This window comes from Brevundimonas sp. 1080, from assembly GCF_040545985.1.
Lineage (GTDB): Bacteria > Pseudomonadota > Alphaproteobacteria > Caulobacterales > Caulobacteraceae > Brevundimonas.
Genome location: NZ_JBEPMW010000001.1, coordinates 840,484 through 863,118 on the forward strand (window position 1 = coordinate 840,484; position 22,635 = coordinate 863,118).

General features: G+C 67.2%; 25 protein-coding genes. 14 read left to right on the forward strand and 11 right to left on the reverse strand.

Annotated features, from left to right (window positions below; translation table 11 throughout):
* Positions 1–144 precede the first annotated feature (144 nt).
* Together ABIC32_RS04330 and ABIC32_RS04335 are read left to right on the forward strand one after the other, a co-directional pair.
* A complete protein-coding gene (locus ABIC32_RS04330; protein WP_039245835.1) occupies positions 145–1,350 on the forward strand; it encodes a saccharopine dehydrogenase family protein in 1,206 nt (401 codons plus the stop codon).
* 13 nt (positions 1,351–1,363) lie between these two features.
* Positions 1,364–2,536 (forward strand): carboxynorspermidine decarboxylase, encoded by a 1,173-nt coding sequence (locus ABIC32_RS04335; protein ID WP_354072582.1) that lies wholly within the window; start codon positions 1,364–1,366, stop codon positions 2,534–2,536.
* Between the two features lie 38 nt (positions 2,537–2,574).
* On the opposite strand, the gene ABIC32_RS04340 is transcribed toward ABIC32_RS04335, so the two are convergent.
* From ABIC32_RS04340 to ABIC32_RS04370, 7 genes are all read right to left on the reverse strand, one after another.
* Positions 2,575–3,951, reverse strand: coding sequence for a S41 family peptidase (locus ABIC32_RS04340; RefSeq protein ID WP_354072584.1), 1,377 nt, complete (start codon positions 3,949–3,951; stop codon positions 2,575–2,577).
* A 140-nt stretch (positions 3,952–4,091) separates the two neighbouring features.
* Positions 4,092–5,171: a murein hydrolase activator EnvC family protein gene (locus ABIC32_RS04345; RefSeq protein ID WP_354072586.1), complete on the reverse strand. Its 1,080-nt coding sequence runs from the start codon at positions 5,169–5,171 to the stop codon at positions 4,092–4,094.
* 1 nt (position 5,172) lies between these two features.
* The gene (rlmH, locus tag ABIC32_RS04350; RefSeq protein ID WP_066554030.1) at positions 5,173–5,637 is read right to left on the reverse strand and encodes a 23S rRNA (pseudouridine(1915)-N(3))-methyltransferase RlmH; all 465 of its coding nucleotides are present in this window, start codon (positions 5,635–5,637) and stop codon (positions 5,173–5,175) included.
* A gap of 4 nt (positions 5,638–5,641) precedes the next feature.
* The gene (gene rsfS / locus ABIC32_RS04355) at positions 5,642–6,076 is read right to left on the reverse strand and encodes a ribosome silencing factor (protein ID WP_082064315.1); all 435 of its coding nucleotides are present in this window, start codon (positions 6,074–6,076) and stop codon (positions 5,642–5,644) included.
* A gap of 144 nt (positions 6,077–6,220) precedes the next feature.
* Entirely contained in the window at positions 6,221–6,886 is a 666-nt protein-coding gene (locus ABIC32_RS04360; RefSeq protein WP_295209070.1) for a nicotinate-nucleotide adenylyltransferase, read from the reverse strand.
* Between the two features lie 79 nt (positions 6,887–6,965).
* Positions 6,966–7,856 carry an alpha/beta hydrolase gene (locus tag ABIC32_RS04365; protein WP_354072947.1) on the reverse strand — a complete coding sequence of 297 codons (891 nt, stop codon included), beginning with the start codon at positions 7,854–7,856 and terminating at the stop codon, positions 6,966–6,968.
* Between the two features lie 2 nt (positions 7,857–7,858).
* Complete coding sequence (locus ABIC32_RS04370; RefSeq protein ID WP_354072589.1) at positions 7,859–8,347, reverse strand: transcriptional repressor; 489 nt, start codon at positions 8,345–8,347, stop codon at positions 7,859–7,861.
* A 117-nt stretch (positions 8,348–8,464) separates the two neighbouring features.
* On the opposite strand from ABIC32_RS04370, the gene ABIC32_RS04375 reads away from it, so the two are divergent.
* Positions 8,465–9,247: a SapC family protein gene (locus ABIC32_RS04375; RefSeq protein WP_045809526.1), complete on the forward strand. Its 783-nt coding sequence runs from the start codon at positions 8,465–8,467 to the stop codon at positions 9,245–9,247.
* A gap of 61 nt (positions 9,248–9,308) precedes the next feature.
* Here ABIC32_RS04375 and ABIC32_RS04380 read toward each other — a convergent pair whose 3' ends face one another.
* The 3 genes from ABIC32_RS04380 to phyR all read right to left on the reverse strand — a co-directional run bounded on the left by ABIC32_RS04380 (position 9,309) and on the right by phyR (position 11,895).
* Positions 9,309–9,716: a hotdog family protein gene (locus ABIC32_RS04380; protein WP_017505512.1), complete on the reverse strand. Its 408-nt coding sequence runs from the start codon at positions 9,714–9,716 to the stop codon at positions 9,309–9,311.
* Positions 9,717–9,731: 15 nt separating this feature from the next.
* Entirely contained in the window at positions 9,732–10,763 is a 1,032-nt protein-coding gene (locus tag ABIC32_RS04385; RefSeq protein WP_354072591.1) for an NADP-dependent oxidoreductase, read from the reverse strand.
* 337 nt (positions 10,764–11,100) lie between these two features.
* Positions 11,101–11,895 carry an anti-anti sigma factor/receiver protein PhyR gene (gene phyR, locus ABIC32_RS04390; RefSeq protein ID WP_026108480.1) on the reverse strand — a complete coding sequence of 265 codons (795 nt, stop codon included), beginning with the start codon at positions 11,893–11,895 and terminating at the stop codon, positions 11,101–11,103.
* 201 nt (positions 11,896–12,096) lie between these two features.
* On the opposite strand from phyR, the gene nepR reads away from it, so the two are divergent.
* The 6 genes from nepR to obgE all read left to right on the forward strand — a co-directional run bounded on the left by nepR (position 12,097) and on the right by obgE (position 17,537).
* Positions 12,097–12,297, forward strand: a complete 201-nt coding sequence (gene nepR / locus ABIC32_RS04395) for an anti-sigma T factor NepR (RefSeq protein ID WP_045809524.1) — start codon at positions 12,097–12,099, stop codon at positions 12,295–12,297.
* Complete coding sequence (locus ABIC32_RS04400) at positions 12,294–12,905, forward strand: sigma-70 family RNA polymerase sigma factor (protein ID WP_055754558.1); 612 nt, start codon at positions 12,294–12,296, stop codon at positions 12,903–12,905. Before nepR ends, ABIC32_RS04400 begins: the two co-directional genes overlap by 4 nt.
* A 102-nt stretch (positions 12,906–13,007) precedes the next feature.
* The gene (phyK, locus tag ABIC32_RS04405; RefSeq protein WP_354072593.1) at positions 13,008–14,702 is read left to right on the forward strand and encodes a sensor histidine kinase PhyK; all 1,695 of its coding nucleotides are present in this window, start codon (positions 13,008–13,010) and stop codon (positions 14,700–14,702) included.
* Between the two features lie 50 nt (positions 14,703–14,752).
* Complete coding sequence (locus ABIC32_RS04410) at positions 14,753–14,890, forward strand: entericidin A/B family lipoprotein (RefSeq protein ID WP_017505506.1); 138 nt, start codon at positions 14,753–14,755, stop codon at positions 14,888–14,890.
* A 93-nt stretch (positions 14,891–14,983) separates the two neighbouring features.
* Positions 14,984–16,438 carry an NAD-dependent succinate-semialdehyde dehydrogenase gene (locus ABIC32_RS04415; protein ID WP_354072595.1) on the forward strand — a complete coding sequence of 485 codons (1,455 nt, stop codon included), beginning with the start codon at positions 14,984–14,986 and terminating at the stop codon, positions 16,436–16,438.
* 52 nt (positions 16,439–16,490) lie between these two features.
* The gene (gene obgE, locus ABIC32_RS04420) at positions 16,491–17,537 is read left to right on the forward strand and encodes a GTPase ObgE (protein ID WP_165114127.1); all 1,047 of its coding nucleotides are present in this window, start codon (positions 16,491–16,493) and stop codon (positions 17,535–17,537) included.
* On the opposite strand, the gene ABIC32_RS04425 is transcribed toward obgE, so the two are convergent.
* Complete coding sequence (locus ABIC32_RS04425; RefSeq protein ID WP_174085511.1) at positions 17,538–18,671, reverse strand: AI-2E family transporter; 1,134 nt, start codon at positions 18,669–18,671, stop codon at positions 17,538–17,540. It lies immediately after the preceding gene.
* Positions 18,672–18,769: 98 nt separating this feature from the next.
* Here ABIC32_RS04425 and ABIC32_RS04430 point away from each other — a divergent pair, with 98 nt between their 5' ends.
* The 5 genes from ABIC32_RS04430 to ABIC32_RS04450 are packed head-to-tail and all read left to right on the forward strand — an operon-like array spanning position 18,770 to position 22,634.
* Positions 18,770–20,344 carry a helicase HerA-like domain-containing protein gene (locus tag ABIC32_RS04430; protein ID WP_354072598.1) on the forward strand — a complete coding sequence of 525 codons (1,575 nt, stop codon included), beginning with the start codon at positions 18,770–18,772 and terminating at the stop codon, positions 20,342–20,344.
* A gap of 49 nt (positions 20,345–20,393) precedes the next feature.
* Positions 20,394–20,954 carry a NifU family protein gene (locus ABIC32_RS04435; protein WP_055808867.1) on the forward strand — a complete coding sequence of 187 codons (561 nt, stop codon included), beginning with the start codon at positions 20,394–20,396 and terminating at the stop codon, positions 20,952–20,954.
* 46 nt (positions 20,955–21,000) lie between these two features.
* A complete protein-coding gene (tsaB, locus tag ABIC32_RS04440) occupies positions 21,001–21,681 on the forward strand; it encodes a tRNA (adenosine(37)-N6)-threonylcarbamoyltransferase complex dimerization subunit type 1 TsaB (RefSeq protein WP_354072600.1) in 681 nt (226 codons plus the stop codon).
* Positions 21,678–22,121: a GNAT family N-acetyltransferase gene (locus tag ABIC32_RS04445; RefSeq protein ID WP_354072602.1), complete on the forward strand. Its 444-nt coding sequence runs from the start codon at positions 21,678–21,680 to the stop codon at positions 22,119–22,121. The genes tsaB and ABIC32_RS04445 overlap by 4 nt, the downstream gene beginning before the upstream one ends.
* A 27-nt stretch (positions 22,122–22,148) precedes the next feature.
* Positions 22,149–22,634 carry a Fur family transcriptional regulator gene (locus tag ABIC32_RS04450; protein WP_017505496.1) on the forward strand — a complete coding sequence of 162 codons (486 nt, stop codon included), beginning with the start codon at positions 22,149–22,151 and terminating at the stop codon, positions 22,632–22,634.
* The last annotated feature ends 1 nt before the right edge of the window (position 22,635 follow it).

The following is a 22,635-nucleotide window of genomic DNA, read 5'->3' on the forward strand; positions in this document are numbered from 1 at the left end:
CAAAGGCAACCGGAGCGATCCGGTCACGCTATAAGAGCCAATATCGGCGCAGGGATTTAGCGGATTGTCATCATCGTGCTAAGAGCCGCGCCCTTTATAGGGGCGGCGTTGTCGCCAGGGTTTCAGACTTCGGGAGAAGCACAGATGAGCAAGGTGCTGGTTATCGGCGCAGGCGGCGTCAGTTCGGTGGCCGTCCACAAGATGGCGATGAACGCGGACATCTTCTCGCATATCACCCTGGCGAGCCGCACCAAGTCCAAGTGCGATGCGATCGCCCAGTCCGTGAAGTCGCGCTTCGGCGTCGACATCGACACGGCCGCCATCGACGCCGACGACGTGGCCGCGACCACGGCGCTGATCCAGAAGGTGCAGCCCGAACTGGTCGTGAACCTGGCCCTGCCCTATCAGGACCTGTCGATCATGGACGCCTGCCTGGCCGCCGGCGTCGACTATCTGGACACCGCCAACTACGAGCCGCGCGACGAGGCCAAGTTCGAATACAAGTGGCAGTGGGCCTATCAGGACCGCTTCAAGGACGCCGGTCTGATGGCGCTGCTGGGTTCGGGCTTCGACCCCGGCGTGACCTCGGTCTTCACCACCTACGTCAAGAAGCATCTGCTGGATTCCATCGAAACGCTGGACATCCTGGACTGCAACGGCGGCGACACGGGCCTACCCTTCGCGACCAACTTCAACCCCGAGATCAATCTGCGTGAAGTGACCGCGAACTCGCGTCACTGGGAGAACGGCCAGTGGGTCGAAGGCCCGGCGCTGAGCCATAAACAGACCTTCGACTTCGAGGGTGTGGGTCCGAAGAACATGTACCTCATGTACCATGAGGAGCTGGAATCGCTGGCGAAGTTCTATCCCGAGATCAAGCGCATCCGCTTCTGGATGACGTTCGGCGACAGCTATCTGAAGCACCTCGAAGTGCTGGAAAACATCGGCATGACCTCGATCGAGCCGATGCAGTTCCAAGGCCGCGAGATCATTCCGATCGAGTTCCTGAAGGCCCTGCTGCCCGAGCCGGCCTCGCTGGGTCCGATCACCAAGGGCAAGACCAACATCGGCGTCATCGCCACCGGCCTGAAGGATGGGGTCAAGAAGACGGTCTACGTCAACAACATCTGCGACCACGAAGAGGCCTATGCCGAGACCGGCAACCAGGCGGTCAGCTACACCACCGGCGTGCCGGCCATGATTGGCGCGGCCCTGATGGTGACCGGCCAGTGGAAGGGCGATGGCGTGTTCAACATGGAGCAGCTGGACCCCGACCCCTTCATGGACATGCTGAACAAGCACGGCCTGCCGTGGAAGGTTCAGGACCTGGACGCCCCTCTGGATTTCTGATCGGACCGACTGAATGCAGACCCAGGCCGGCGATCCGGGCGCCTTTGCGCATTTCGACCTGAACCGCGTCGCCTCGCCCGCCTTCGTGGTGGACGAGGCGGCCATCCGTCGCAATCTGTCCGTGCTGAAGGGCGTGCGTGACGGGGCGGAGGCGCGCGTGCTTCTGGCGCTGAAGGCGTTTTCGATGTGGGCGCTGGCCGATGTGGTCGGCGAATACCTCGACGGGGTCTGCGCCTCGGGTCTGTGGGAGGCGCGGCTGGCGCGCGAGTTCTACAAGGGCGAGCTCACCACCTATTCGCCGGCCTATACGGCGCAGGACCTGCCTGAGATCCTGCGTCTGTCGGATCATGTCATCTTCAACAACCCGGCCCAGATCGCCCGTTTCGCCGACCTGATCGCCAAGGCCCGGGCTGAAGGGCAGGTGTTCGAGATCGGCCTGCGGCTGAACCCCGAACACTCCGAAGGCGAGGTCGCCAAATACGACCCGGCCCAGCCCTGCTCGCGTCTGGGCTTTCCGGTGTCGCAACTGACGGCCGACCATCTGATCGGCGTCGATGGTCTGCACATCCACGCGCTGTGCGAGCAGGACTTCCAGCCGCTGTCGCGCATCTGGGCGGCGGTGGAGCCGAAGCTGGCGCCGCTGCTGGGCGGGATCAAATGGTTGAACCTGGGCGGGGGGCACCACATCACCCGCGCCGACTATCAGACCGAGGATCTGATCGCCTTCGTGCGCGATCTGCAGGCCCGGCACGGGGTTCAGGTCTATCTGGAGCCGGGCGAGGCCGTGGCGCTGGACGCCGGCATCCTGATCGGCGAGGTGCTGGACGTGTTCGAAAACGGCATGCCCATCGGCATCACCGACATCTCGGCCACCTGCCATATGCCCGATGTGATCGAGGCGCCCTATCGCCCCGCGCTGCTGAAAGAGGCCGAACATGGGGTGACGGTGCGGCTGGGCGGGCCGTCGTGCCTGGCCGGAGACATCATCGGCGACTACGTCTTCGCCGAACGGCCGACGCCGGGGACCCGCATCGCGTTTCTGGACCAGGCCCACTATTCGATGGTGAAGACCAACACCTTCAACGGCGTACCGCTGCCGTCCATCATGCTGTGGAACTCCCAGACGGATGCGCTGACGACGGTGCGCGCGTTCGACTATTCAGCCTTCCGCGACCGACTGTCGTAGCCGCAAGAAAAGGGCGACTCGCGCCGCCCTTCCCTGACCTATTCGTCTTTCGGTTCGTCCGCCGACGGTTCGGCGTCGGGCTTGGGCGTCGAGCCCGGTTCGGTGACGACGATGCCTTCGGGCGGGGCCGACAGTTTCGACAGGTCGCCGCCGGCGCGCAGGACGTCCAGCGCGCGCTGAAGCTGATAGTCCTTTTCCTTGTCGAACTTCTCGCCCGGGGCTTCGCGCGGCGTGTGCGGCCCCTTGCGCTCGGCGCCGATGGAGGCGTCCAGGGCCGTGGCGTAGGCGGCTTCGGAATAGATGAAGCTGGAGCGCGAGACGATGCGGGCCTCGGCCTCGTTGCGGGCGACTTCCAGATCCGGCTCGATGCCGATCTTCTGGATCGAGGCGCCCGAGGGGGTGTAGTAGCGCGCGGTCGTGATCGACAGGGCGCCGTCCTGGCCCTGACGCAGCGGGATCACGGTCTGGACCGAACCCTTGCCGAAGCTGGTCAGGCCCACGATGGTCGCGCGCTGATGATCCTTCAAGGCGCCGGCGACGATTTCCGACGCCGAGGCCGAACCGTAGTTGACCAGGACGACCAGCGGCAGGCCGCCGGTGACGTCGCCGGGCTTGGCGGAATAGCGCTGGATCTGCTCGGGCTTGCGGCCCCTCTGGCTGACGATCTCGCCGCGTTCCAGGAAGGCGTCGGAGACGTCGATGGCGGCGTTCAGCAGGCCGCCGCCGTTGTTGCGCAGGTCCAGGACATAGCCCTTCACGCCCGGCTTCTCGGCCTTGATCTTGGCGATGGCCTCGTTCAGCTCGCGGCCGGTGTTTTCGTTGAAGGTCGAGACGCGCAAGTAACCGAAGTCGCCCTCGACCCGGCCGGTGACCGACTGAACCTTGATGACCTCACGGGTCAGGGTCACTTCCAGCGGGTCTGAACCGTCGCGCAGGAAGGTCACCTTGACGCTGGTGCCCACGGCGCCGCGCAGCTTTTCGGACACCTGGCTGACCGTCAAGCCCGCCGCGTTCTGGCCCTCGATCGAAGAGATCACGTCGCCCGCCTGAACCCCGGCCTTGGCGGCGGGGCTGTCGTCCATCGGCGAGATGACCTTCACCATGCCGCCGTCGGCGCTGATGGTCAGGCCGACGCCCGAATACTGACCCTCGGTGCGCTCGCGCAGATCGTCGTAGTTGGAGGGCGGCAGATAGTTGGAGTGCGGGTCCAGCGCCGTCATCATGCCGGCCAGCGCGGCCTCGATCAGCTTCTTGTTGTCGACCGGGACGACGTAGGCCTGCTCGACGATGCCCACCACGTCGCCGAACAGCTCCAGCATGCGGAAGGTTTCGTTTCGCGGGGTCTGGCTGCTGACAGCAGCGGCGGATCCGCCGAGCACCAGAGCGGCGCAGCCGACGAGGAGCAGTTTACGCATTCGGTCTCTTTCGGTCGGGCCGATCACTGTGGGCGCCCGTGGGAAGGTTAAGGGCCCCGTCCTCACGACCAAATCGTGGCGACGCGGCGTCCCGCCGATAAAATCAGCGTCAGACGAGAATGCAAAGGACTATTGCGGGTTCACCGCAACCACGGTCCCGGATCGATCGGCCGTTCGTCGCGACGCAGTTCGAAATAGACGTCGCCGTCCGGGCCGCTGCGCCCCAGGGTCTGGCCGTCCGAGACCCGGGCGTCCGGGCCGACATCAACGCTTTCCAGGCCGGCGATGACGGCGCGCCAGCCGGGACCGAGGTCCAGCACCACCACATTGCCCCACCCCGTCAGCGGCCCGGCGTAGGCGACCTTGGCGTCGGCGGGGGCGGTGACGGCTGCGCGGTCGGCCCGCCAGCGCCAGCCGGAGGTTCCTGCGCCCCAGGTCTGGCTGGGCGCGCCGGCGACGGGCGAACTGAGGCGGCCGCGTCCGGCCGGAAGGCGGGCGGTCGGCGTCTCTTCGGCCTGGGTCGTCGGGACCGCGCCGCCCAGTTCGCGAATGCGGCGCTCCAGCACGGCGGCGGCGCGTTCGGCGGCGCGGGCCTCGGCGTTCAGGACGGCGGTCAGGGCGGTTTTGTGCGCCGTCAGCCCCTCGATCTCGCCGCGCCGGTCGCCCTGCTCGCTCTCGGTCGTCAGCAGTCGCTCCGAGGACAGGACGGCGAGGCGGCGGATGCGCATGATCTCGGCCTGACGGGCGGCCAGCACCTTGGCGCGGCTTTCCAGATCCGGCGTCATGGCCTTGAGCAGGATGGAGGCGCGCACGGTGTCGATGGCCTTGTCCGCGGGCACCAGCAGGGGCGGCGGCGGCCGGCGGCTCATCATCTGCAGCGCGCTGAGCAGACGGCCCTGGGCGCCGCGCTCCCGCGCCAGATCCGTGACCAGTTCGGCCTCGCGCTCGGTCAGTTGCTGGAGCCGGGCGCGCTGATCGTCGATCTGACGGTCGCCGGTCTGTTCGTCGGCCCGCAGCGAAGCCAGCCGGCGCTCCAACTGGGCCAGTTCGGTCTTGGCGGCGTCGGCGTCGGCGCGCAGACGGCGGGCGCGCACCGTCTCGTCCCGGTATTCGGCCTGAATGCGCGACAGTTCGCTCTCGGGCGCCTGTCGGCTCATCGCCGGGGCGGCGCAGACGAAACCCGTCAGCAGGGCCAGCGATAAGGGTATGGCGCGACGCATGTCAGTCGCGATGATAGGGCGATCCGGCCAGGATGGTCACGGCCCGATAAAGCTGTTCGGCCAGCATGGCGCGCGCCAGGGCGTGGGGCCAGGTCTGGGGACCGAAGGCCAGGGTCGAGGACGCGGCCTCGCGCACGCTGGCGTCCAGCCCGTCCGCTCCGCCGATGGCGAAGACCAGACGGCGCTCGCCCTGATCCCTAAGTTTGGCGATGTGGTCGGCGAAGGCGCGCGAGGAATAGGTCTTGCCGCGCTCGTCGCAGGCGATCAGGTGCGCGCCCTCTGCGGCAGCCAAGATCAGCTCAGCCTCCGGCGCCTTGCCGGGTCTGCGGGCTTCCAGATCGATCAGTTCGAGGGGACCGAGGCCAAGCGCGCGTCCCGACAGGGTGGCGCGCTTGGCGTAGTCGTCGGCGAGCGTCGCTTCAGGCCCCCGGCCTGGTCGGCCGATGGCGACGATGCTCAGCTTCATCTTGTCAGTCGCGGACCATGCGGTGGGCGGAATCGACCGCCCAGATCTTTTCGATGTTGTAGAAGGTGCGCACTTCCGGGCGGAACAGGTGCACGATCACATCGCCGGCGTCGATCAGAACCCAGTCGCAGTGGGGCAGGCCCTCGACCTTGGCCTTGCCGAGGCCCTGTTCCTTGAGCGTACGCAGCAGGTGGTCGGCGATGGCACCGACGTGACGGTGCGAACGACCAGACGCCACGATCATGGTGTCGGCCATGGCGCTTTTGCCCTTCAGATCGATCAGGACCATGTCCTGGGCCTTGTCCTCGTCGAGGCGGCTCAGCAGGGCTTCTTCCAGCGGCGTGGAGCCGACGGGGCGGGGAGCGGAATCGTCGAAGCCGCGCGGGGAGGCGTCGGATTCAAAGCCGTCTTCGGAATGGAGAGGTTCGATAGGGTCCATCTCGTGCGCCGTATTCGAGACGGCGGCGTCTTGCGTATCATACGCGGGCGAGGGGGTCAGCGGAGGGCTCCGGGAGCGTTGACTAAAGAAGCCCTCTAGCACGGATGGGCCGCAACGTGAACCGCCGCCCGAATCATCCGGCGATCACGAGGTTGCGCGCACGTCCCTGCCGGTCCTGATCGCCGTGGACGACAGGGGGTTGAGCGGCGCCGTCAGATAGGTCCAGGCGGGCGCCTGGAGCGTCGGCAGAAGCCCCGCCTGCTGGGCGGGAATGCGGAAACCGGCGAAGCGGGCGGCGGCCGGCGCCGTGCGGCTGTCCAGCAGCGAACCCGGCCGGGCGATGACCGCCACCGGCATCAAACGCATGATGTCGGTCCAGCCGCGCCAGCGATGGAAGCTGGCCAGATTGTCCGATCCCATCAGCCAGACGAAATGCACGCCGGGATGCCGCGCGACCAGAAGGCGCAGGGTGTCCACGGTCCAGGCGACGCCGGCCCGGCTCTCGAAATCCGAGACGATCATCGACGGACCACGCGCATGCTGGCGCGCCGAGGCCATGCGGTCCTCCAGCGGCGCGCTGTGACGGGCGTCCTTCAACGGGTTCTGCGGCGAGACCAGCCAGACGACCCGGTCGAGATCCAGACGGCGCATGGCGGTCTCGGCGACATGGGCGTGACCGTCGTGGGCGGGATTGAAGGAGCCGCCGAACAGGCCGACCTTCATGCCTGGAGCGAGGATCAAACCGTCGCGCAGCGCCCCGGAGCGGGGGCCGGCGCCTTTGGGCGCGGGACCGGCGTGGAAGAAGGACAAGCGGCGTCTCGGGCGGCGGGCGTTATGCTCAGCGGCGCCCTTATAGCGCGCGCCCATGCTCCGCCTACAGAATTCGTTCTCAGACGGCGGCGTCGAACAGGGCTTCGCGCGCCACGTCGGCATGGGTCATGGGGAACAGGTGCCCGCCGCCGGACACGACCTCGACCGAGACATTGGGCAGGCCGCGGGGCCGGACCGGCACATGGGTCAGGGCGCCGTGTTCAGCCTTCAGGATGCGAACCGATCCGGGATAGCGTTTCATGGCCCGCCACGGATCGTGCGCCTGGGCCGCGTAGTTGGCCGCCTCCCAGGCCGGCGCGGCGGTCAGGCTGAACCCGCCGTCGCCTTCGTTCAGGCCTTCGGACAGATAGTCGGCCAAGACCATGTCGGGCCAACCCTTGAAGGCGCCGCGCCCGCGATAGGCGGCCATGGCCTGTTCGCGGCTGTCGAACTGGCTGCGACGGCGCAGGGTGGCCTTGGCGATGGGGATCGCCTTCATCAGCTTGTGGGCGAAGGGCAGGTTGAAGGCGAAGACCGCCGAGCGTTTCCAGATCACCGGATCGAACAGCACCAGGCTGGACACCCGATCCGGCCGAACGGCGGCCGCCAGAAGCGAGGCCGTGCCGCCCATCGAATGGCCGGCCATGACCACGGGCGGGCCGTCGATGGCTTCCAGCAGCGCCAGCAGGTCGTCGCGGTGGTCCAGCCAGCTGGTCTTGGGCCGCGCGAAGGTCGGCAGGGCCGATCGGCCATGGCCGCGCAGATCCGGCGCCCAGATCCGCAAGGACGACGACAGGGGCGACAACAGGCTGCGATAGGTGGCGGCGTTGAAGCCGTTGGCGTGAGAAAAGATCAGATCGACCGGCCGGTTCGGATCGCCGAAATCCAGCACGGCCATCTCGCCGGCGCCCCAGCGATTGTCGATCGGCACGGACAGGCGACGCGGTGGGGACATCAACGCCGCATCCATGGTCATGCGACGTCGCGACAGGCGGCGCAGCGACCGTGCGCCTCGATCGTCGTGCGGGCGATGGCGTAGCCGGCGGCCGAGGCGGCGGCGTTCATGGCGCTCTGGTCCGGGCCGCTGACCTCGCGCGTCGCGCCGCAGCAGTCGCAGATCAAGAAGGCGGCCGCGTGGGCGGCCTCGCCGTCGTCGGTGCAGGCGACATAGGCGCTGATCGAGGCGATGCGGTGGACCATGCCCAGCCGTTCCAGAAATTCCAGCGCGCGATAGACGGTCGGCGGCTTGGCGGCCTGACCGTCTTCGCCGAAGCGCGCGATCAGATCGTAGGCCTTCACCGGCTCGCCGCTTTCCAGCAGCAGGGCCAGGACGCGACGACGCTGGGCGGTCATCCGCTCGCCCTGCTGGACCGCGCGCGCGTCGGCCGCCGCCAGGGCGCGGTCCAGCGCCCTGCCGTTCAGGCCGAAGTGGTCATGGTCGTGATCGCAGGCGGAACCCATACGCCACAGCTAATGGCTGGCGACCCCCACTGCAACCGACGCATCGCGGGTTTGCCGGTTGCGCGGCGTTGGGCTAGAAGGCGCGCCTCCGATCTTTAACCAGAGCGTCCTCGCTTCATGACCGACACGAACAATTCGCCGCTTGAAGGCAACGTCCTCTTCTACACCAACCCCGAACCGCTGGATCAGAGCGTCCACGGCGGCCTGGGCGTGAACCCGAGCGACAAGCCCTACGCCTTCGTGGCCCAGACCAATATCGTGCCGCTGACGGTCACCGAATTCTCGGCCGCCGCCCTGTCCTATCCGATCATCTTCACCGGCGAGAACCGCCAGCCGGTGGCCGTGATGGGCCTGAGCTCCAACGAAAACCTGTTCGTCGCGCCCGACGGCGAGTTCCGCGCCGACGCCTATGTGCCGGCCTATGTGCGCCGCTATCCGTTCGTCTTCGCCGACGACAAGCAGAACCAGCGCCTGATCCTGTGCATCGACCGCGGCGCCTCGATCGTCGCCGAAGGCGGCCAGAACCCGCTGTTCGTCGACGGCCAGCCCAGCGACTACACGAACATGGCGATGGAGTTCTGCAACAACTTCGAACAGGAGCGCCAGCGCACCGAGGGCTTCGTCGCCCTGGTCAAGGATCTGGACCTGCTGGACATCCGCGAAGCCCACTTCACGCCGCGCAATCCCGACGGCACGCCGGGTCAGCCGCAGAAGCTGGCCGAATACTATGCGGTGTCGGAAGACAAGCTGCGCGCCCTGCCCGCCGAGAAGCTGGTCGAGCTGCGCGACAACGGCGCCCTAGGCCAGATCTATGCCCACCTGGTGTCGCTGGTCGGTTGGGATCGCCTGATCGCCATGGCCGTGATGCGCCAGGCCCAAGCCCCGACCTCGGTCAACTAAGACCCGGTCTGTCGAAGATCGATCAACGCCCCGCCGGTTCGCCGGCGGGGCGTTTTTCGTTTCAGCGGCGCGAGAACAGCGCCCGCGTCAGGCAGGAAAAGACCAGACGTCCGGCCTCGTCCAGCAGGTCATGCGAGGCGATGACGATGCCCTTGTCGTCGCCGACCGGATCCTTGCCCATCACCGTCATGCGACCCCGCAGCAATTCGCCCGCCGGGGGATTGCGCATGTAACGCAGCCCATCGACGGCCAGGACCTTGGTCTGGGCCCAGCCGCCGGACTTGTCGGCCGCGAGACGGCTCCACAGCACATAGACCATGGCGTCCGGTGCCCCGTAGGCCACGTCCCAGCCCGGCGAGAACCGCTCGATAAAGACGTCCAGCGCCCCCTGATCGACCGCACAGGCGCCCAGCGGCACGACCTGCCCCACCTCCAGGTCTTCGAAATGGACGTGCAGCGGATCGCTCATGCGCAGACCTTGGGTTCAGGCGGGTTCTTCGGAAACGCGAACCAGCAGCTTGCCGTCGTGATCGCCGGTGAACAAGCGATTCAACGATCCCACCGCGCCTTCCAGCCCGTCGTCGACGTGAACCTTCCACTTCACCCGGCCGTCCGCCAGCCACGCGCCCATCTCCGCCACCATCTCGCGAGCGCGCGGGGCGTAGTCCAGGACCAGGAAGCCCTGGACGTGCAGACGATGGGTGATGATGCGCGCGAAGTTCGGCGAAGGCGGCGCCTTGGTCGCATTGTAGGAGGACACCAGGCCGCAGACCGCCATCCGGCCATGGACCTTCAGACGGTTGAACACCGCGATCATGATGTCGCCGCCGACATTCTCGAAGTTCAGATCGACGCCGTCGGGGGCCAGACGGTCCAGCGCCTCGCCGACATCCTCGTTCTTGTAATCGATGGCCGCGTCAAAGCCGAGTTCGTCGGTCAGCCAGGCGCACTTCTGCGGACCGCCCGCGATGCCGATGACGCGACACCCGCGCTGTTTGGCGATCTGCCCCGCGATGGAGCCGACTGCGCCGGCGGCGGCCGAGATGACGATGGTCTCGCCTTCCTTGGCCTTCAACACATCGGTGACGCCGAAATAGGCGGTCAGGCCGGTCAGGCCTAGCACGGACATATTGGCCGTCAACGGCAGGCCCGGCGCACGGTGGACCGGGCGAAGACCGCCTTCCGGCACGACCGCATAGTCGGCCCAACCGCCCGAGGTCGGCATGACGACATCGCCGGCCTTGAAGCGGCTGGATCGCGAGGCTTCGACCACGCCCAGCGTCAGGCCGCGCATGACCTCGCCCAGGCCGACCGGCGGCAGATATCCCTCGGAATCGTTCATCCAGGTGCGATTGGTCGGGTCCAGCGACAGATAGACGGTGCGGACCAGCACCTCGTTCTCCTTCAGATCAGGGATGGCCGTCTCGACCAGTTCCAGATCGCCAGGCTGGATCAGGCCCTTGGGGCGCTGGCGCAGCACCCATTGACGGTTCGTCTTGCCGCTTGTCGAAGCCATTGGCGTCTCTCCGTGCGTTTTCTTTGACCACCATCTTGGCCGCGACGGCGGCCTCGGTCGAGGTGTGCGCCAAGAAAAAAGCGACCCTTTCGGATCGCTTTGAAGTGGCATCATCGAGAATGAGGCGCGGAGGCGGCATGATCAGCTTTCGCAGATCAAGTCGGGGGGCGTCGCCGCCTCCACGGACCCATAACGACGGCGTCTAAAGCCGGTTCCCGACCTTGATCGCTTTTTTTGCGCCTTCGTACTTTCGCCCATCAATAGCGGCGCAAAACAAAGAAAAGGCCTCGATCCCGAGGGACCGAGGCCGGTCTTGTCGCCGGCGAAAGACCGCGTTTTAAGCGGCTTCCTTCTGGCGTGACGGGTGGAAGAACAGCGCCTGGCTGATCGCCGCCTTCACCGTTTCCGGCTGGAAGGGCTTGGTGATCAGGAAGGTCGGCTCAGGACGCTCGCCGGTCAGCAGACGTTCCGGGAAGGCGGTGATGAAGATCACCGGCACGTCCATGGTCTTCAGAATATCCTTAACCGCATCGATGCCCGACGAGCCGTCGGCCAGCTGGATGTCGGCCAGAACCAGCCCCGGCTTGTGGCGGGCGACGGCGTCGATCGCCTCGTCGTGCGTCGTGGCGGTGCCGGTGACGCGGTGACCCAGTTCCGTGACCAGGCTCTGGATATCGGCAGAGATGATGGCCTCGTCTTCGATGACCAGAACATCGGTGGCCAGTTCGGCGTCGATGTCGGCTTGGGCGTCGGCGATCAGACGCTCCACGTCGCGCGGATCGGCGGACAGGATCTGCGCGGCTTCCGAAGGGGTGAATCCTTCAAGGGCGGTCAGCAGGAAGGCCTGACGCGAGCGCGGCGCGATACGCAGCAGACGCTGCGAGGCGTCGCTGCCCGTGGTTTCCAGCGTGCCGGTTTCCAGTTGCGCGCCGGTCGAGGACCAGATGGCGTGGAAGACATGATAAAGGGCGACCCGCGGCGTCATGTCAGCCGACAGTTGCTGTTCGCCGGCCGCCAGGGCCTCCAGAGCGACACGGACATAGTTGTCGCCCGTGGATTGATCGCCGGTCAGGGCGCGTGCGTAGCGGCGCACATAAGGAAGATGCGGCGCGAGTCTGGCCAGAAGGCTCATTCAGATAGTCCCCGACAAATCACAGCCCGACCGGCAAGGCAGGGCGTTATAGCCAGCTTAAACGTCACATTCGCATCACGGTTCCGCCGCTGCGAACAAGCTTTAGCATTAAAAGCCGTTCATGCAGGAACCCCGCCGGTCTGATGACGTTTGAGACCGACATCTCTTCGCGATGACAGTTGGGTGGGCTTGGCTCTGTCTATGATCGATTCTCCGGACTCCTCTCGTCCCAAAGGCGACCAGAAGGGGGAGGCAGGGCTTGAAGAAGCTCGCCTTCGCCAGCAGGCCATTGGCGTTAAGCTGCGACACATGTTCGACGAGGTCGTCAACGAACCCGTGCCCGATGAGTTTCTCGATATCCTAAAACGCGCCGACGCCAAGTCTTCGGACAGCGCCGCATGAGCACCTCACGCCTTGGAGCCGCCCCCAAACCCGCGTCGGCTGACGACGAGGGCTTCAAGCGCGAACTGGTGCTGCTGATCCCGCACCTGCGCGCCTTCGCCCGGACCTTGACCGGCGACCCGACCGCAGCAGACGATCTGGCGCAGGACGCCATGATGAAGGCCTGGGACGCGCGCGCCAGCTATCAGATGGGCACGAACATGAAGGCCTGGACCTTCATGATCCTTCGCAACCAGTTCTATTCCGAAAAACGCCGCTCGTGGCGTCAGTCGCAGCTGGATCAGGAAGCCGCCGAGCGGACCTTGGTCGCCGTGGATGATCCCGAGGCGCCCGTTGCTCTGGACGAGCTGCGTCAAGCTTTGAAGACCCTGCCCGAAGAACAGCGCGAGGCCTTGATCCTGGTTGGCGCCGGCGGCTTCGCCTATGAAGAAGCGGCCGAAATCTGCGGCTGTGCCGTCGGCACAGTGAAGAGCCGCGTCAGCCGCGCGCGGCGTGCGCTGCAAGCCACCCTGGAACGGGGCGGCTACGGACGCGACGGCAAGGCGGCGGGTGACGCCATGCGCTCAATTCTCGGCGAGGCCGACAGGCTGGCCGGCGCCCGGAGCTGAGCGGCGGTGAACGAGACGACCAGGGACGCCCCAAGGCCGCGGCTCGGTCGCACGTGGAGCTCGGATCGCTTTCAGGGCATCCGGTTTCGGCTGGGCGCGGCCATGGCCATGGCCCTGCTGCCGATCTTCGTGCTCAGCCTGATCCAGACCCAGGCGGACTTCCAAAGACAGGCCGACGACCGGCAGGTGGACCTTCAACTGGCGGCCGAACGCAGCGCCTCCAGCGCCAAGGCCAAACTGGATAGCGCCCAGGTGTTGTTGCGCGCGCTCAGCCCCGATGCGGTCGGCCCCTATTGCGCACCGCGTCTGACGGCGCTTGTCGGACGTCTGGAAGGCTATGAGGGCCTCTATCGCATCAGCCCGACGGGCGAGGCGGTCTGCGCCTCGGGCCGAGTGGACGGCGTGAGATCCGGCGTGGCGCCCGCCGCCCAGTCGACTTGGTTCCAGCGGCTGCGCAATGGCGAAGAACTGGTCGTCATGCGCGCCCCCGATGGCGCCGGCTATGAAGGCGCGCTGATCGTGGCCACCCGCGCCGAGCGGCCCATGGGTCGGTTCGACGGCGCCATGGTCGCCGTGATCCCCTTCTCCGCCCTGCAACCCGATGTGGCCGACCCCGCCCTGCCCTCGGGCGCGGAAGCGGCATTGACCGACGGCGCCGGCCGCATTCTGACGGCCAGCGATCCCGACGTGTTCAAACTGTCTGCCGGCGACGATATCGCGGGCTGGGTCGGCCGAGCGCGCGATCAGGGGTCCGCCGTGTTCGAAGCAAAGGATGCGCAGAATCAGCGTCGCGACTATGCGGGCGCGGCCCTGGCCGGCGGCGATCTCTACGCCCTGTTGTCGGCCCCGGCGCCCGGGTGGCTGTCATGGGCGCGGCTCAATCCGATCGGCACCTTGTTGCTGCCGCTGGGCGCCTGGCTAACGGCCTTCGCGGCGGTGATGCTGCTGTCCGAACGCATCTTCATCCGCTGGCTGGATTATCTGGAGCGGGTCGCGGCCATCTACGCCAAGGGCCGGTTCTCGGTGCGTCCGCTGCAGGCGATGAACGCCCCGTCCGAAATCCGCACCATGGCGCGCACCCTGGACGAGATGGCCGAGGCCATCACCTTGCGCGACCGCGAGCTGACAGACGCCTTGGTGGAAAAGGACGCGCTGATGCGCGAGATCCATCACCGGGTGAAAAACAACCTTCAGATCATCTCGTCGCTGCTGTCGATGCAGCAGCGCGCTCTGACCGATGCGCCGGCCAAGGCGGCGCTGGGCGATACGCGCCAACGCATCTCAGCCTTGGCCCTGATCTATCGCACCCTTTATCAGAGCAACGACATCCGCCACGCCGATGCGCGCGAGTTCCTGAACGAACTGGTGGGCCAGCTGATCGCCAGCGAAGCCGGGCGCGGACCGGTGGTCATCAGCTCGGTGGACGCCGATTCCCTGCACGTCGATCCCGACAAGCTGGCGCCCCTGGCGCTGTGGCTCGTCGAGGCGGTCAGCAATGCGCAGAAACACGCCTTCGCCCACAGCGGCGGCGAGCTGAAGGTGCGCTTCCGCGTCCAGGGCGAGACATCGGTTCTGGAAGTCGAGGACAATGGCCCGGGCGCCCAGGCCGGCGCCGAGGTGGGTGTGGGCCGCACCCTGATGAGCGCCTTCGCCAAACAGCTGCGCGGGGAGACAGAGTTCGACACCCCTGCCGGCGGCGGCACTATCGCCCGCATGATCTTCGCCACGCCAGAAGCGCTCGCGCCCGTCGACCCGGCGGACAAGACGCCCGGAACCGCAGCGCTGGCGTCGCGTTGATGAGGCGAGACCGGCGGAGTTTCACCCCGGCCAACCCTGGAGCTTCCCCTATGCGCAAGATTTTCGTTCTGGTCGCCGCCGCCGCCGCCCTGACCACCGCCGCCTGCAACACCGTTGAAGGCGTCGGCCGCGACACCCAGGCCGCCGGCCAGGCCGTGACCGGCGCCGCTCAAGACGCCAAGAACTAATCGACCGCCGCAGCCCAGGCTGCGGCATTCGACCGGCAAGGCCCCGCATCGTCGGGGCCTTGTTCGTTTCAGGACCGCGACAGGAGCCATCCCGTGAACCACACCGCCCGCGACGCCGGCCTTAAACTCTTGCGCCAGCACGCCCTGATCGCCGGCAAGGCCGTTCCGGCCAACGGCGGCGGCATCGCCGTCGATGATCCGGCGACCGGCGATGTGATCGGCCATGTCCCCGATCTGGGCGCCGCCGAGACCGAACAGGCCATCGCAGCGGCGAGCGAGACGTTCAAGACCTGGTCGCGCAGCGACCCCCATGAGCGCGCCGCCTTCCTGCGCAAATGGGCGGCGCTGATCGACGACAATCTGGAGGGTCTGGGCGCCCTGATGGCGCTGGAGAACGGCAAGCCGTTCGAGGAGGCCAAGGGCGAGGTCACCTACGCCAACGGCTTCCTGAAATGGTTCGCCGGTCAGGCCGAACGGTTGATCGGCGAGACTCAGGACAGTCCGCTGGGACATCTGATCCTGACCTATCGCGAGGCGGTCGGGCCCTGCGCGCTGATCACGCCCTGGAACTTCCCCGCCGCCATGCTGACGCGAAAGCTGGGGCCGGCCTTCGCGGCAGGCTGCACCGCCGTGGTCAAGCCGGCCAGCCAGACGCCCTTCACCGCCATCGCCCTGGCCGAACTGGCCTATGAAGCCGGGCTGCCGAAAGGCGCCTTGTCGATCGTCACCGGGGATGCCGCCACTATCGGCAAGGCGCTGACCGACAGCCCGGACATTCGCAAACTGTCCTTCACCGGTTCGACCGGCGTGGGCCGCAAGCTGGCCGAGCAATGCGCCGGAACGCTGAAGCGGGTGTCGATGGAGCTGGGCGGCGCGGCGCCACTGATCGTCTTCGCCGACGCCGATTTGGATCTGGCGGTCGCCGAAACCATCAAGGGCAAGTTCAGGAACTCGGGCCAGACCTGCGTCTGTCCCAACCGCGTCTATGTCGAGCGGTCGGTCGCCGAGACCTATGCCGAGAAACTGGCCGCCGAGGTGGCCAAGATCGTGGTCGGTCCCGCCTTCGACGACGGCGTGAAGGTCGGGCCGCTGATCGAGGACAAGGCCATCGACAAGGTCGAAAAACATGTGGCGGCGATCAAGGCCGACGGCGGCCGGGTCTTGACCGGCGGGTCGCGTCACGATCTGGGCGGCCGCTTCTTCCAGCCGACCGTGACCCTGGGCGGCGACGACGCCCTGTTCCGCGAGGAAGAGACGTTCGGCCCCATGATCCCCGTCTTCGCCTTCGACACCGAGGACGAGGCGCTGGAGAAGGCCAACGCCAGCGACTATGGCCTCGCCTCCTATCTGTTCACGCGCGATCTGGACCGGGCCATGCGGTTCAGCCGTCGGATCGAGGCGGGGATGTGCGGGGTCAACACCGGCCTGATCTCCACCGCTGTCGCGCCGTTCGGTGGGGTCAAGCAGTCGGGCTATGGTCGCGAAGGCTCGATCCACGGCATCGACGAATATGTGGACGTCAAGACGGTGACGCTGGCGCTGAAATAGCGCCGGGTCGCCGGGCCTGTAATTCGCCGCGCTTCTGCGGCATAAGCCCGCGATGAAGTTCCTCGACCAGGCCAAGATCTATATCCGCTCCGGCAACGGCGGCGCGGGTTCCGTGTCGTTCCGACGCGAGAAATTCATCCCCAACGGCGGGCCGGACGGCGGCGACGGCGGCAAGGGCGGGGATGTCTGGATCGAGGCGGTCGACGGGCTGAACACCCTGATCGACTATCGCTATCAGCAACATTTCAAGGCCCAGACCGGCCACCACGGCCAAGGGCGCCAGATGCACGGCGGCAAGGGCGAGGACGTGCACTTGAAAGTGCCCGTCGGCACCCAGGTGCTGGACGAGGACAAGGAAACGGTCCTGCTGGACATGGACACGCCCGGCAAGATGGAACTGCTGCTGAAAGGCGGCAACGGCGGCTGGGGCAATGTGCGCTTCAAGGGGCCGACCAACCAGGCGCCGACCTACGCCAACCCTGGCCAGGACGGTCAGGAACGCTGGATCTGGCTGCGGCTGAAGCTGATCGCCGACATCGGTCTGGCGGGCCTGCCCAATGCCGGCAAATCGACCTTCCTGTCGGCCGCCAGCGCCGCCAAGCCCAAGATCGCCGACTATCCCTTCACCACCCTGGCCCCGAACCTGGGGATGGTAGACCTGTCGCCGTCCGAGCGTTTCGTCATCGCCGACATTCCCGGTCTGATCGAAGGCGCCAGCGAAGGCGCGGGACTGGGCACGCGGTTCCTAGGCCATGTCGAACGCTCGGCCAGCCTGATCCACCTGATCGACGGCACCCAGGACGACGTGGTCGAGGCCTACCGCATCATTCGGGGGGAGCTGGAAGCCTATGGCGAGGGTCTGGCGGACAAGGCCGAGATTCTGGCCCTGAACAAGATCGACGCCCTGACGCCCGAGGCGCGCGAGGAGAAGGCCGCTGAACTGGAGGCCGTCGCCGGTCGCCGTCCCATGCTGGTGTCCGGCGTGTCGGGCGAGGGCGTGCCCGCCCTGCTTCGCGCCGCCTGGGCCGAGGTGAAGAAGACACGCGGCGCCCTGGCCGGCGACAGCGACGCGGACCAGATCAGCGGCTGGCAGCCCTGATCAGGCCTCCGCTTCGGGCACCGGTTTGGGCTTGCGGCGGGTCGATTTCGGTTTGTCGGTCGTCTTGCTCTCGTTCGCATAGGGCTCGCCGTCGCCCGACAGCAGGATCGCCATCCAGCGCGAGCCCTTGAACTCGGCCAGGATCGCCATGGCCATGACCGCCAGCGGCGTGGACAGGAACATGCCGACCACGCCCCACAGCTTGCCCCAGAACGCCAGGGCCAGCAGCACCACGACCGGGTCGATGTTCTGGTTGTCGCCCTGCATGCGCGGCTGGATGAAGTTGCCGACGACGAACAGGATCACCTGCAACCCGACCAGCAGGATGGCGGCGGGCCAGTAACTTTCGAACTGGACGAGGGCGAACAGAGGCGGCGCAAGGCCCGCGACCGCCCCGCCCAGCACGGGAATAAAGCCGACAATGAAGATGACGAAGGTCCAGAACTCGGCGTTCTGAAGCCCGACGGCCCGCATCAGGATCCAGGCGACGACGCAGATCATCGCGCCGGTCACCGACTGCACCCAGATATAGCCCTCGACCCCGCCGCGCACGCGCTGGAACACCGCGACCGCCTCGTCGCGCTGGGCTTCTGATGGGAACATGGCGACGATCTTGCGCCGGAAGCCGACCTGGGAGGCCAGCAGAAAGCCCAGATAGATCAGGACGAAGAAGGCGCCCGAGGCGATGCCCTGCACCTGAAAAGCCATGGAGGTCAGCCAGCCGCGCACATCGACGCCGTTGATCAGGTCCTGCGCCGTCGGCGGATTGGCCAGACGCACCAGCCCATAGGCGTCACGAATGATCTGATCGATGCGCGGGCCGATGTTCTGGGACACGCCGGACGCCTCGCCGAAGAAGCCCGCCGCCCCGTTCACGATGATGGCGATGGAGGCGAAGAAGGCCAGCACCACCAGCGTCAGGGCCGCGATCCCGGCCATGCGGCTGTTCAACGGCGTGCGCGCCTCGACCGACCGCTTCACGCCGTCGATCATGATCAGGAGGAAGATGGCCATCGCCAGCGGCGTCAGGATGTCCCGCAGCCAGTAGATCGCCGCCCCGGCCGCCACCGTGGCGATGACGCCGAGGGCATTGCGAGCGGCGACCGAGGACGGCGTGGCGATGGGGTTTTTCATGCCCGTGTTGTCGAACCGCCCGCCGTCGCCGTCAATCGCTGTTCCGAGCGCGCGGGGAACGCGCTAGACCTTTGCCGGAGACGCAATCGGAGACCCCAATGCCCGACGCACTGCCCGGCCTGTTCCTCGGCCAGTCCGACGCCGCCCAGCCGGAAAACCTGCTGTTCAACCGCGCCAACCGCCACGGCGTCGTCGCCGGCGCGACCGGGACAGGCAAGACGGTCACGCTGCAGATCATGGCCCAGGGCTTTTCCGACGCCGGGGTGCCGGTCTTCTGCGCCGATGTGAAGGGCGACCTGTCGGGCATCTCTCAGGTGGGCGCGCCAAACGAGAAGCTGATCGCCCGCGCAGCCGAGATGGGCCTGACGCTGACGCCGCGCGCCGCCCCCACCGTCTTTTGGGACCTGTATGGGCAGAAAGGCCATCCCATCCGCACCACCGTGTCGGAAATCGGCCCCGTGTTAATGGCGCGGATGCTGAACCTGAACGAGGTGCAGGAGGGGGTGCTGACGGTCGTCTTCCACGTCGCGGACAAGGAAGGTCTGCTGCTGCTGGACCTGGACGATCTGAGGAGCCTGCTGGTCTATGTGGGCGAGAACGCCGAGCGGATCGGGCGCGAGGTCGGCAACGTCGCCCCCGCCTCCATCGCCGCCATCCAGCGTGCACTGTTGCAGGTCGAGCAGCAGGGCGGCGACGCCTTCTTCGGCGAGCCGGCTTTGAAGCTGGAAGACATGATCCGCGTTGGTCTGGACGGCCGGGGCCAGGTCAATGTGCTGGACTCGACCCGGCTGATGAACAGTCCGCGCCTGTATGCGGCCTTCCTGCTGTGGCTGCTGTCGGAGTTGTTCGAGCAGCTTCCCGAGGTGGGCGATCCGGAAAAGCCGCGCCTGGTCTTCTTCTTCGACGAGGCGCACCTGCTGTTCAACGACGCTCCGCGCGCCCTGTTGGAAAAGGTCGAACAGGTCGTGCGGCTGATCCGATCCAAGGGGGTCGGGGTTTACTTCGTGACGCAAAACCCGGCCGATATTCCCGACAGCGTCCTGGCCCAGCTGGGCAACCGCATTCAGCATGCGCTTCGCGCCTATACGCCGTCCGAACAGAAGGGGCTGAAGGCCGCCTCCCAGAGCTTCCGCGCCAACGCGGCCTTCGACACGGCCGAGGCCATTCAGGCTCTGGGCGTGGGCGAGGCCCTGGTGTCGGTGCTGGACGAAAAGGGCGCGCCGACCATCGTGGCCCGCACCAGGATCCGCCCGCCGGCCTCGCGCCTGGGTCCAGCGACCGATACCGAGCGCGCCGCCGTCATGGCCGCCAGCCCGGTGCGGGGCCTTTACGAGCAGGTGCTGAACCGCGAATCCGCCGCCGAAATATTGGCCAATCGTCACAGCGCCGCCGATCAGGCTGAATTTCAGGCCCAAATTCAGGCCAAGGCGCAGGCCGAGGCCGACAAGGCCGCCGCCGCTCAGGCCAAGGCCGATCAGAAGGCCGCCGAAGCCCGGGCCAAGGCTCAGGCTCAGGCCGAGGCGCGGGCGGCGCGCGAGGCCGCAAAGCCTGCGCGTCGGTCCACGCGCGAAACGCCGGTCGAGGCGCTGACCAAGTCGGTGCTGCGCACGGCCGGATCGACCCTGACACGCGAGCTGATGCGCGGTCTGCTGGGTGGGCTGAAGCGGCGCTAGGTTCCGCTCGGGTCTTGCAACAGGGCGGGGGCGAGCGCATCTCCCGCCCATGTTCATCCAGACCGAACCCACGCCCAACCCGAACGTGCTGAAGTTCCTGCCCGGCCGCGACGTGTCGCCGACCGCCGCGCTGGAATATCGCACCATCGACGAGGCGACGGCCTCTCCGCTGGCGGAGGCCTTGTTCGAGCTGGAAGGCGTCGACGGCGTCTTCTTCGGCGCGGACTATGTTTCGGTGACCCGCCAGCCGCAGGGTCCGGAATGGTCCGAGATGAAGGCGCCGATCCTGGGCGTCGTCATGGATCACTTCGTCTCGGGTCAGGCGCTGACGCGCGGCGCCGGCGGCGAAACCGACGGCCATGCCGAGGACGACAGCGAAATCGTCGCCGAGATCAAGGCCCTGCTGGACAGCCGCATTCGCCCCGCCGTGGCCCAGGACGGTGGCGACATCCTGTTCGATTCCTTCGACGAGGCGACCGGCGTTCTGAACCTGCGGATGCGCGGCGCCTGCGCCGGCTGTCCGTCGTCGTCGGCGACCTTGAAGGCCGGGGTCGAGCAGATGATGCGCCACTATGTGCCCGAGGTGACGCGAGTCGAGCAGACCCTCTGATCCGGACGCGGTGGTGGTTCTGCAACGCGCCGCCTAGAAGACGCCCATGAGATTTCTGGTGATCGATACGGCGCTCGGCGCCTGCACGGCGGCGGTGTTCGAGGACGATCGCGCGCTCGCCGTGCGCTTCGAGCCGATGACCAAGGGGCACCAGGAACGGATCGGCGGCCTGGTGCGCGATGTCATGGCCGAGGCGGGCGGCGGGTTCGACAGCCTGGACCGGATCGGCGTCACGGTCGGACCGGGTTCGTTCACCGGTCTGCGCGTCGGTCTGGCTTTTGCTCAGGGTCTGGGCGCGGCGCTGGATCGGCCGGTCGTCGGTCTTTCGGCGCTGGATGCCCTCGCCGCCTCGCTCACCAATCAAGACGGCCCCATCGTAGCCCTGATCGATGCACGGCGCGGTCAGGTCTATGCGCGCCTCTTCGCCGGCGGCGCGTCCCTTGGACCCGATGAAGCGTTGTCGCTGGAAGAGGCCGCGCGGCGGATCGCCGACATCGGACCGGGCGTCGCCCTTGTCGGCAATGGCGCGGCGGTCGTGACCCAGGCCTTCCCCGATCTGCCCTTCGCCCATCTGGACGACCGGGTCGCACCGTCGCCGGAGGCGCTGGCGCGCCTGGCCGCCGTCGCCGATCCGGCGACCCAGCCGCCCCGTCCGCTCTATCTGCGCGCGCCCGACGCCACGCCGCCCAGCCGCCTGCCGGGCCAGCCGCGCCAGCCTGCGCCGTGACGGCGGCGGACCCCGCCTCACTCGCCGCCCTGCACGCCCAGGCTTTTGCCGCGCCGTGGGGCGCCGACACCTTCGCCGATCTGTTGTCGCAGCCAGGCGTGCTGGCGGTCAGCGAGCCCGACGGCTTCATCCTGATCCGGACCGTGGTCGACGAGGCGGAAATCCTGACCCTGGCCGTGGCGCCGAGCGCGCGCCGCCACGGACTGGGACGACGTCTGGTCGAGGCGGCGGCCGTCGCTGCGGTCCAGGCCGGCGCGACGCGGCTGTTCCTGGAGGTCGCCGACGACAATATCGCCGCGCGCGGCCTGTATGAGGGTGCCGGCTTCGATCCGATCGGTCGCCGCAAAGCCTATTATGCGGGCGCCGACGGATCGCGGACCGATGCGCTGGTGATGAGCCGCGACCTCTGTGCGCCTCACGCCAACCTGACGCTTCCCTGATGCGATCCAAGCCCCTATTCTAGGCGCATGGACCGGATCGAAAAACTCTGCGCCGAGCGCGGCATGCGTATGACCGAACAGCGCCGGGTGATCGCCCGGGTGTTATCCAACGCCGCGGACCACCCGGATGTGGAAGAGCTGTATCGCCGCGCCTCTGCCATCGATCCGCACATCTCCATCGCCACCGTCTATCGCACCGTGCGCCTGTTCGAAGAGGCGGGCGTGGTCGAGAAGCACGACTTCGGCGACGGCCGCAGCCGCTATGAAGAGGCCGGCGACGATCACCACGACCACCTGATCGACACCAAGTCGGGTGAGGTTATCGAATTCTTCGACGCCGAGATCGAGCGGCTGAAGAACGAGATCGCGGAACGGCTGGGCTTCCAGCTGATCGGCCACAAGCTGGAGCTCTACGGCGTTGCGATCGAGGGCGCCGAGCCGTCCAAGCGCGAAGGCCTTATCTTCACCCGCCATGCGGCGCGCGTCGATCCCGCCGATGTGGATGCGGGCTGAC

What these genes read in the sequence shown, in the direction of transcription:
- ABIC32_RS04370 (WP_354072589.1), bottom strand. Translation starts at nt 8,347, where the DNA reads ATGGGTTCCGCCTGCGATCACGACCATGACCACTTCGGCCTGAACGGC.
- ABIC32_RS04435 (WP_055808867.1), top strand. Translation starts at nt 20,394, where the DNA reads ATGTTCATCCAGACCGAACCCACGCCCAACCCGAACGTGCTGAAGTTC.
- ABIC32_RS04385 (WP_354072591.1), bottom strand. Translation starts at nt 10,763, where the DNA reads ATGGCTTCGACAAGCGGCAAGACGAACCGTCAATGGGTGCTGCGCCAG.
- ABIC32_RS04330 (WP_039245835.1), top strand. Translation starts at nt 145, where the DNA reads ATGAGCAAGGTGCTGGTTATCGGCGCAGGCGGCGTCAGTTCGGTGGCC.
- ABIC32_RS04430 (WP_354072598.1), top strand. Translation starts at nt 18,770, where the DNA reads ATGCCCGACGCACTGCCCGGCCTGTTCCTCGGCCAGTCCGACGCCGCC.
- tsaB (WP_354072600.1), top strand. Translation starts at nt 21,001, where the DNA reads ATGAGATTTCTGGTGATCGATACGGCGCTCGGCGCCTGCACGGCGGCG.
- rlmH (WP_066554030.1), bottom strand. Translation starts at nt 5,637, where the DNA reads ATGAAGCTGAGCATCGTCGCCATCGGCCGACCAGGCCGGGGGCCTGAA.
- ABIC32_RS04400 (WP_055754558.1), top strand. Translation starts at nt 12,294, where the DNA reads ATGAGCACCTCACGCCTTGGAGCCGCCCCCAAACCCGCGTCGGCTGAC.
- ABIC32_RS04335 (WP_354072582.1), top strand. Translation starts at nt 1,364, where the DNA reads ATGCAGACCCAGGCCGGCGATCCGGGCGCCTTTGCGCATTTCGACCTG.
- ABIC32_RS04375 (WP_045809526.1), top strand. Translation starts at nt 8,465, where the DNA reads ATGACCGACACGAACAATTCGCCGCTTGAAGGCAACGTCCTCTTCTAC.
- ABIC32_RS04365 (WP_354072947.1), bottom strand. Translation starts at nt 7,856, where the DNA reads ATGGATGCGGCGTTGATGTCCCCACCGCGTCGCCTGTCCGTGCCGATC.
- obgE (WP_165114127.1), top strand. Translation starts at nt 16,491, where the DNA reads ATGAAGTTCCTCGACCAGGCCAAGATCTATATCCGCTCCGGCAACGGC.
- ABIC32_RS04340 (WP_354072584.1), bottom strand. Translation starts at nt 3,951, where the DNA reads ATGCGTAAACTGCTCCTCGTCGGCTGCGCCGCTCTGGTGCTCGGCGGA.
- nepR (WP_045809524.1), top strand. Translation starts at nt 12,097, where the DNA reads ATGATCGATTCTCCGGACTCCTCTCGTCCCAAAGGCGACCAGAAGGGG.
- ABIC32_RS04410 (WP_017505506.1), top strand. Translation starts at nt 14,753, where the DNA reads ATGCGCAAGATTTTCGTTCTGGTCGCCGCCGCCGCCGCCCTGACCACC.
- ABIC32_RS04425 (WP_174085511.1), bottom strand. Translation starts at nt 18,671, where the DNA reads ATGAAAAACCCCATCGCCACGCCGTCCTCGGTCGCCGCTCGCAATGCC.
- ABIC32_RS04450 (WP_017505496.1), top strand. Translation starts at nt 22,149, where the DNA reads ATGGACCGGATCGAAAAACTCTGCGCCGAGCGCGGCATGCGTATGACC.
- ABIC32_RS04380 (WP_017505512.1), bottom strand. Translation starts at nt 9,716, where the DNA reads ATGAGCGATCCGCTGCACGTCCATTTCGAAGACCTGGAGGTGGGGCAG.
- ABIC32_RS04345 (WP_354072586.1), bottom strand. Translation starts at nt 5,171, where the DNA reads ATGCGTCGCGCCATACCCTTATCGCTGGCCCTGCTGACGGGTTTCGTC.
- phyK (WP_354072593.1), top strand. Translation starts at nt 13,008, where the DNA reads ATGGCCATGGCCCTGCTGCCGATCTTCGTGCTCAGCCTGATCCAGACC.
- rsfS (WP_082064315.1), bottom strand. Translation starts at nt 6,076, where the DNA reads ATGGACCCTATCGAACCTCTCCATTCCGAAGACGGCTTTGAATCCGAC.
- phyR (WP_026108480.1), bottom strand. Translation starts at nt 11,895, where the DNA reads ATGAGCCTTCTGGCCAGACTCGCGCCGCATCTTCCTTATGTGCGCCGC.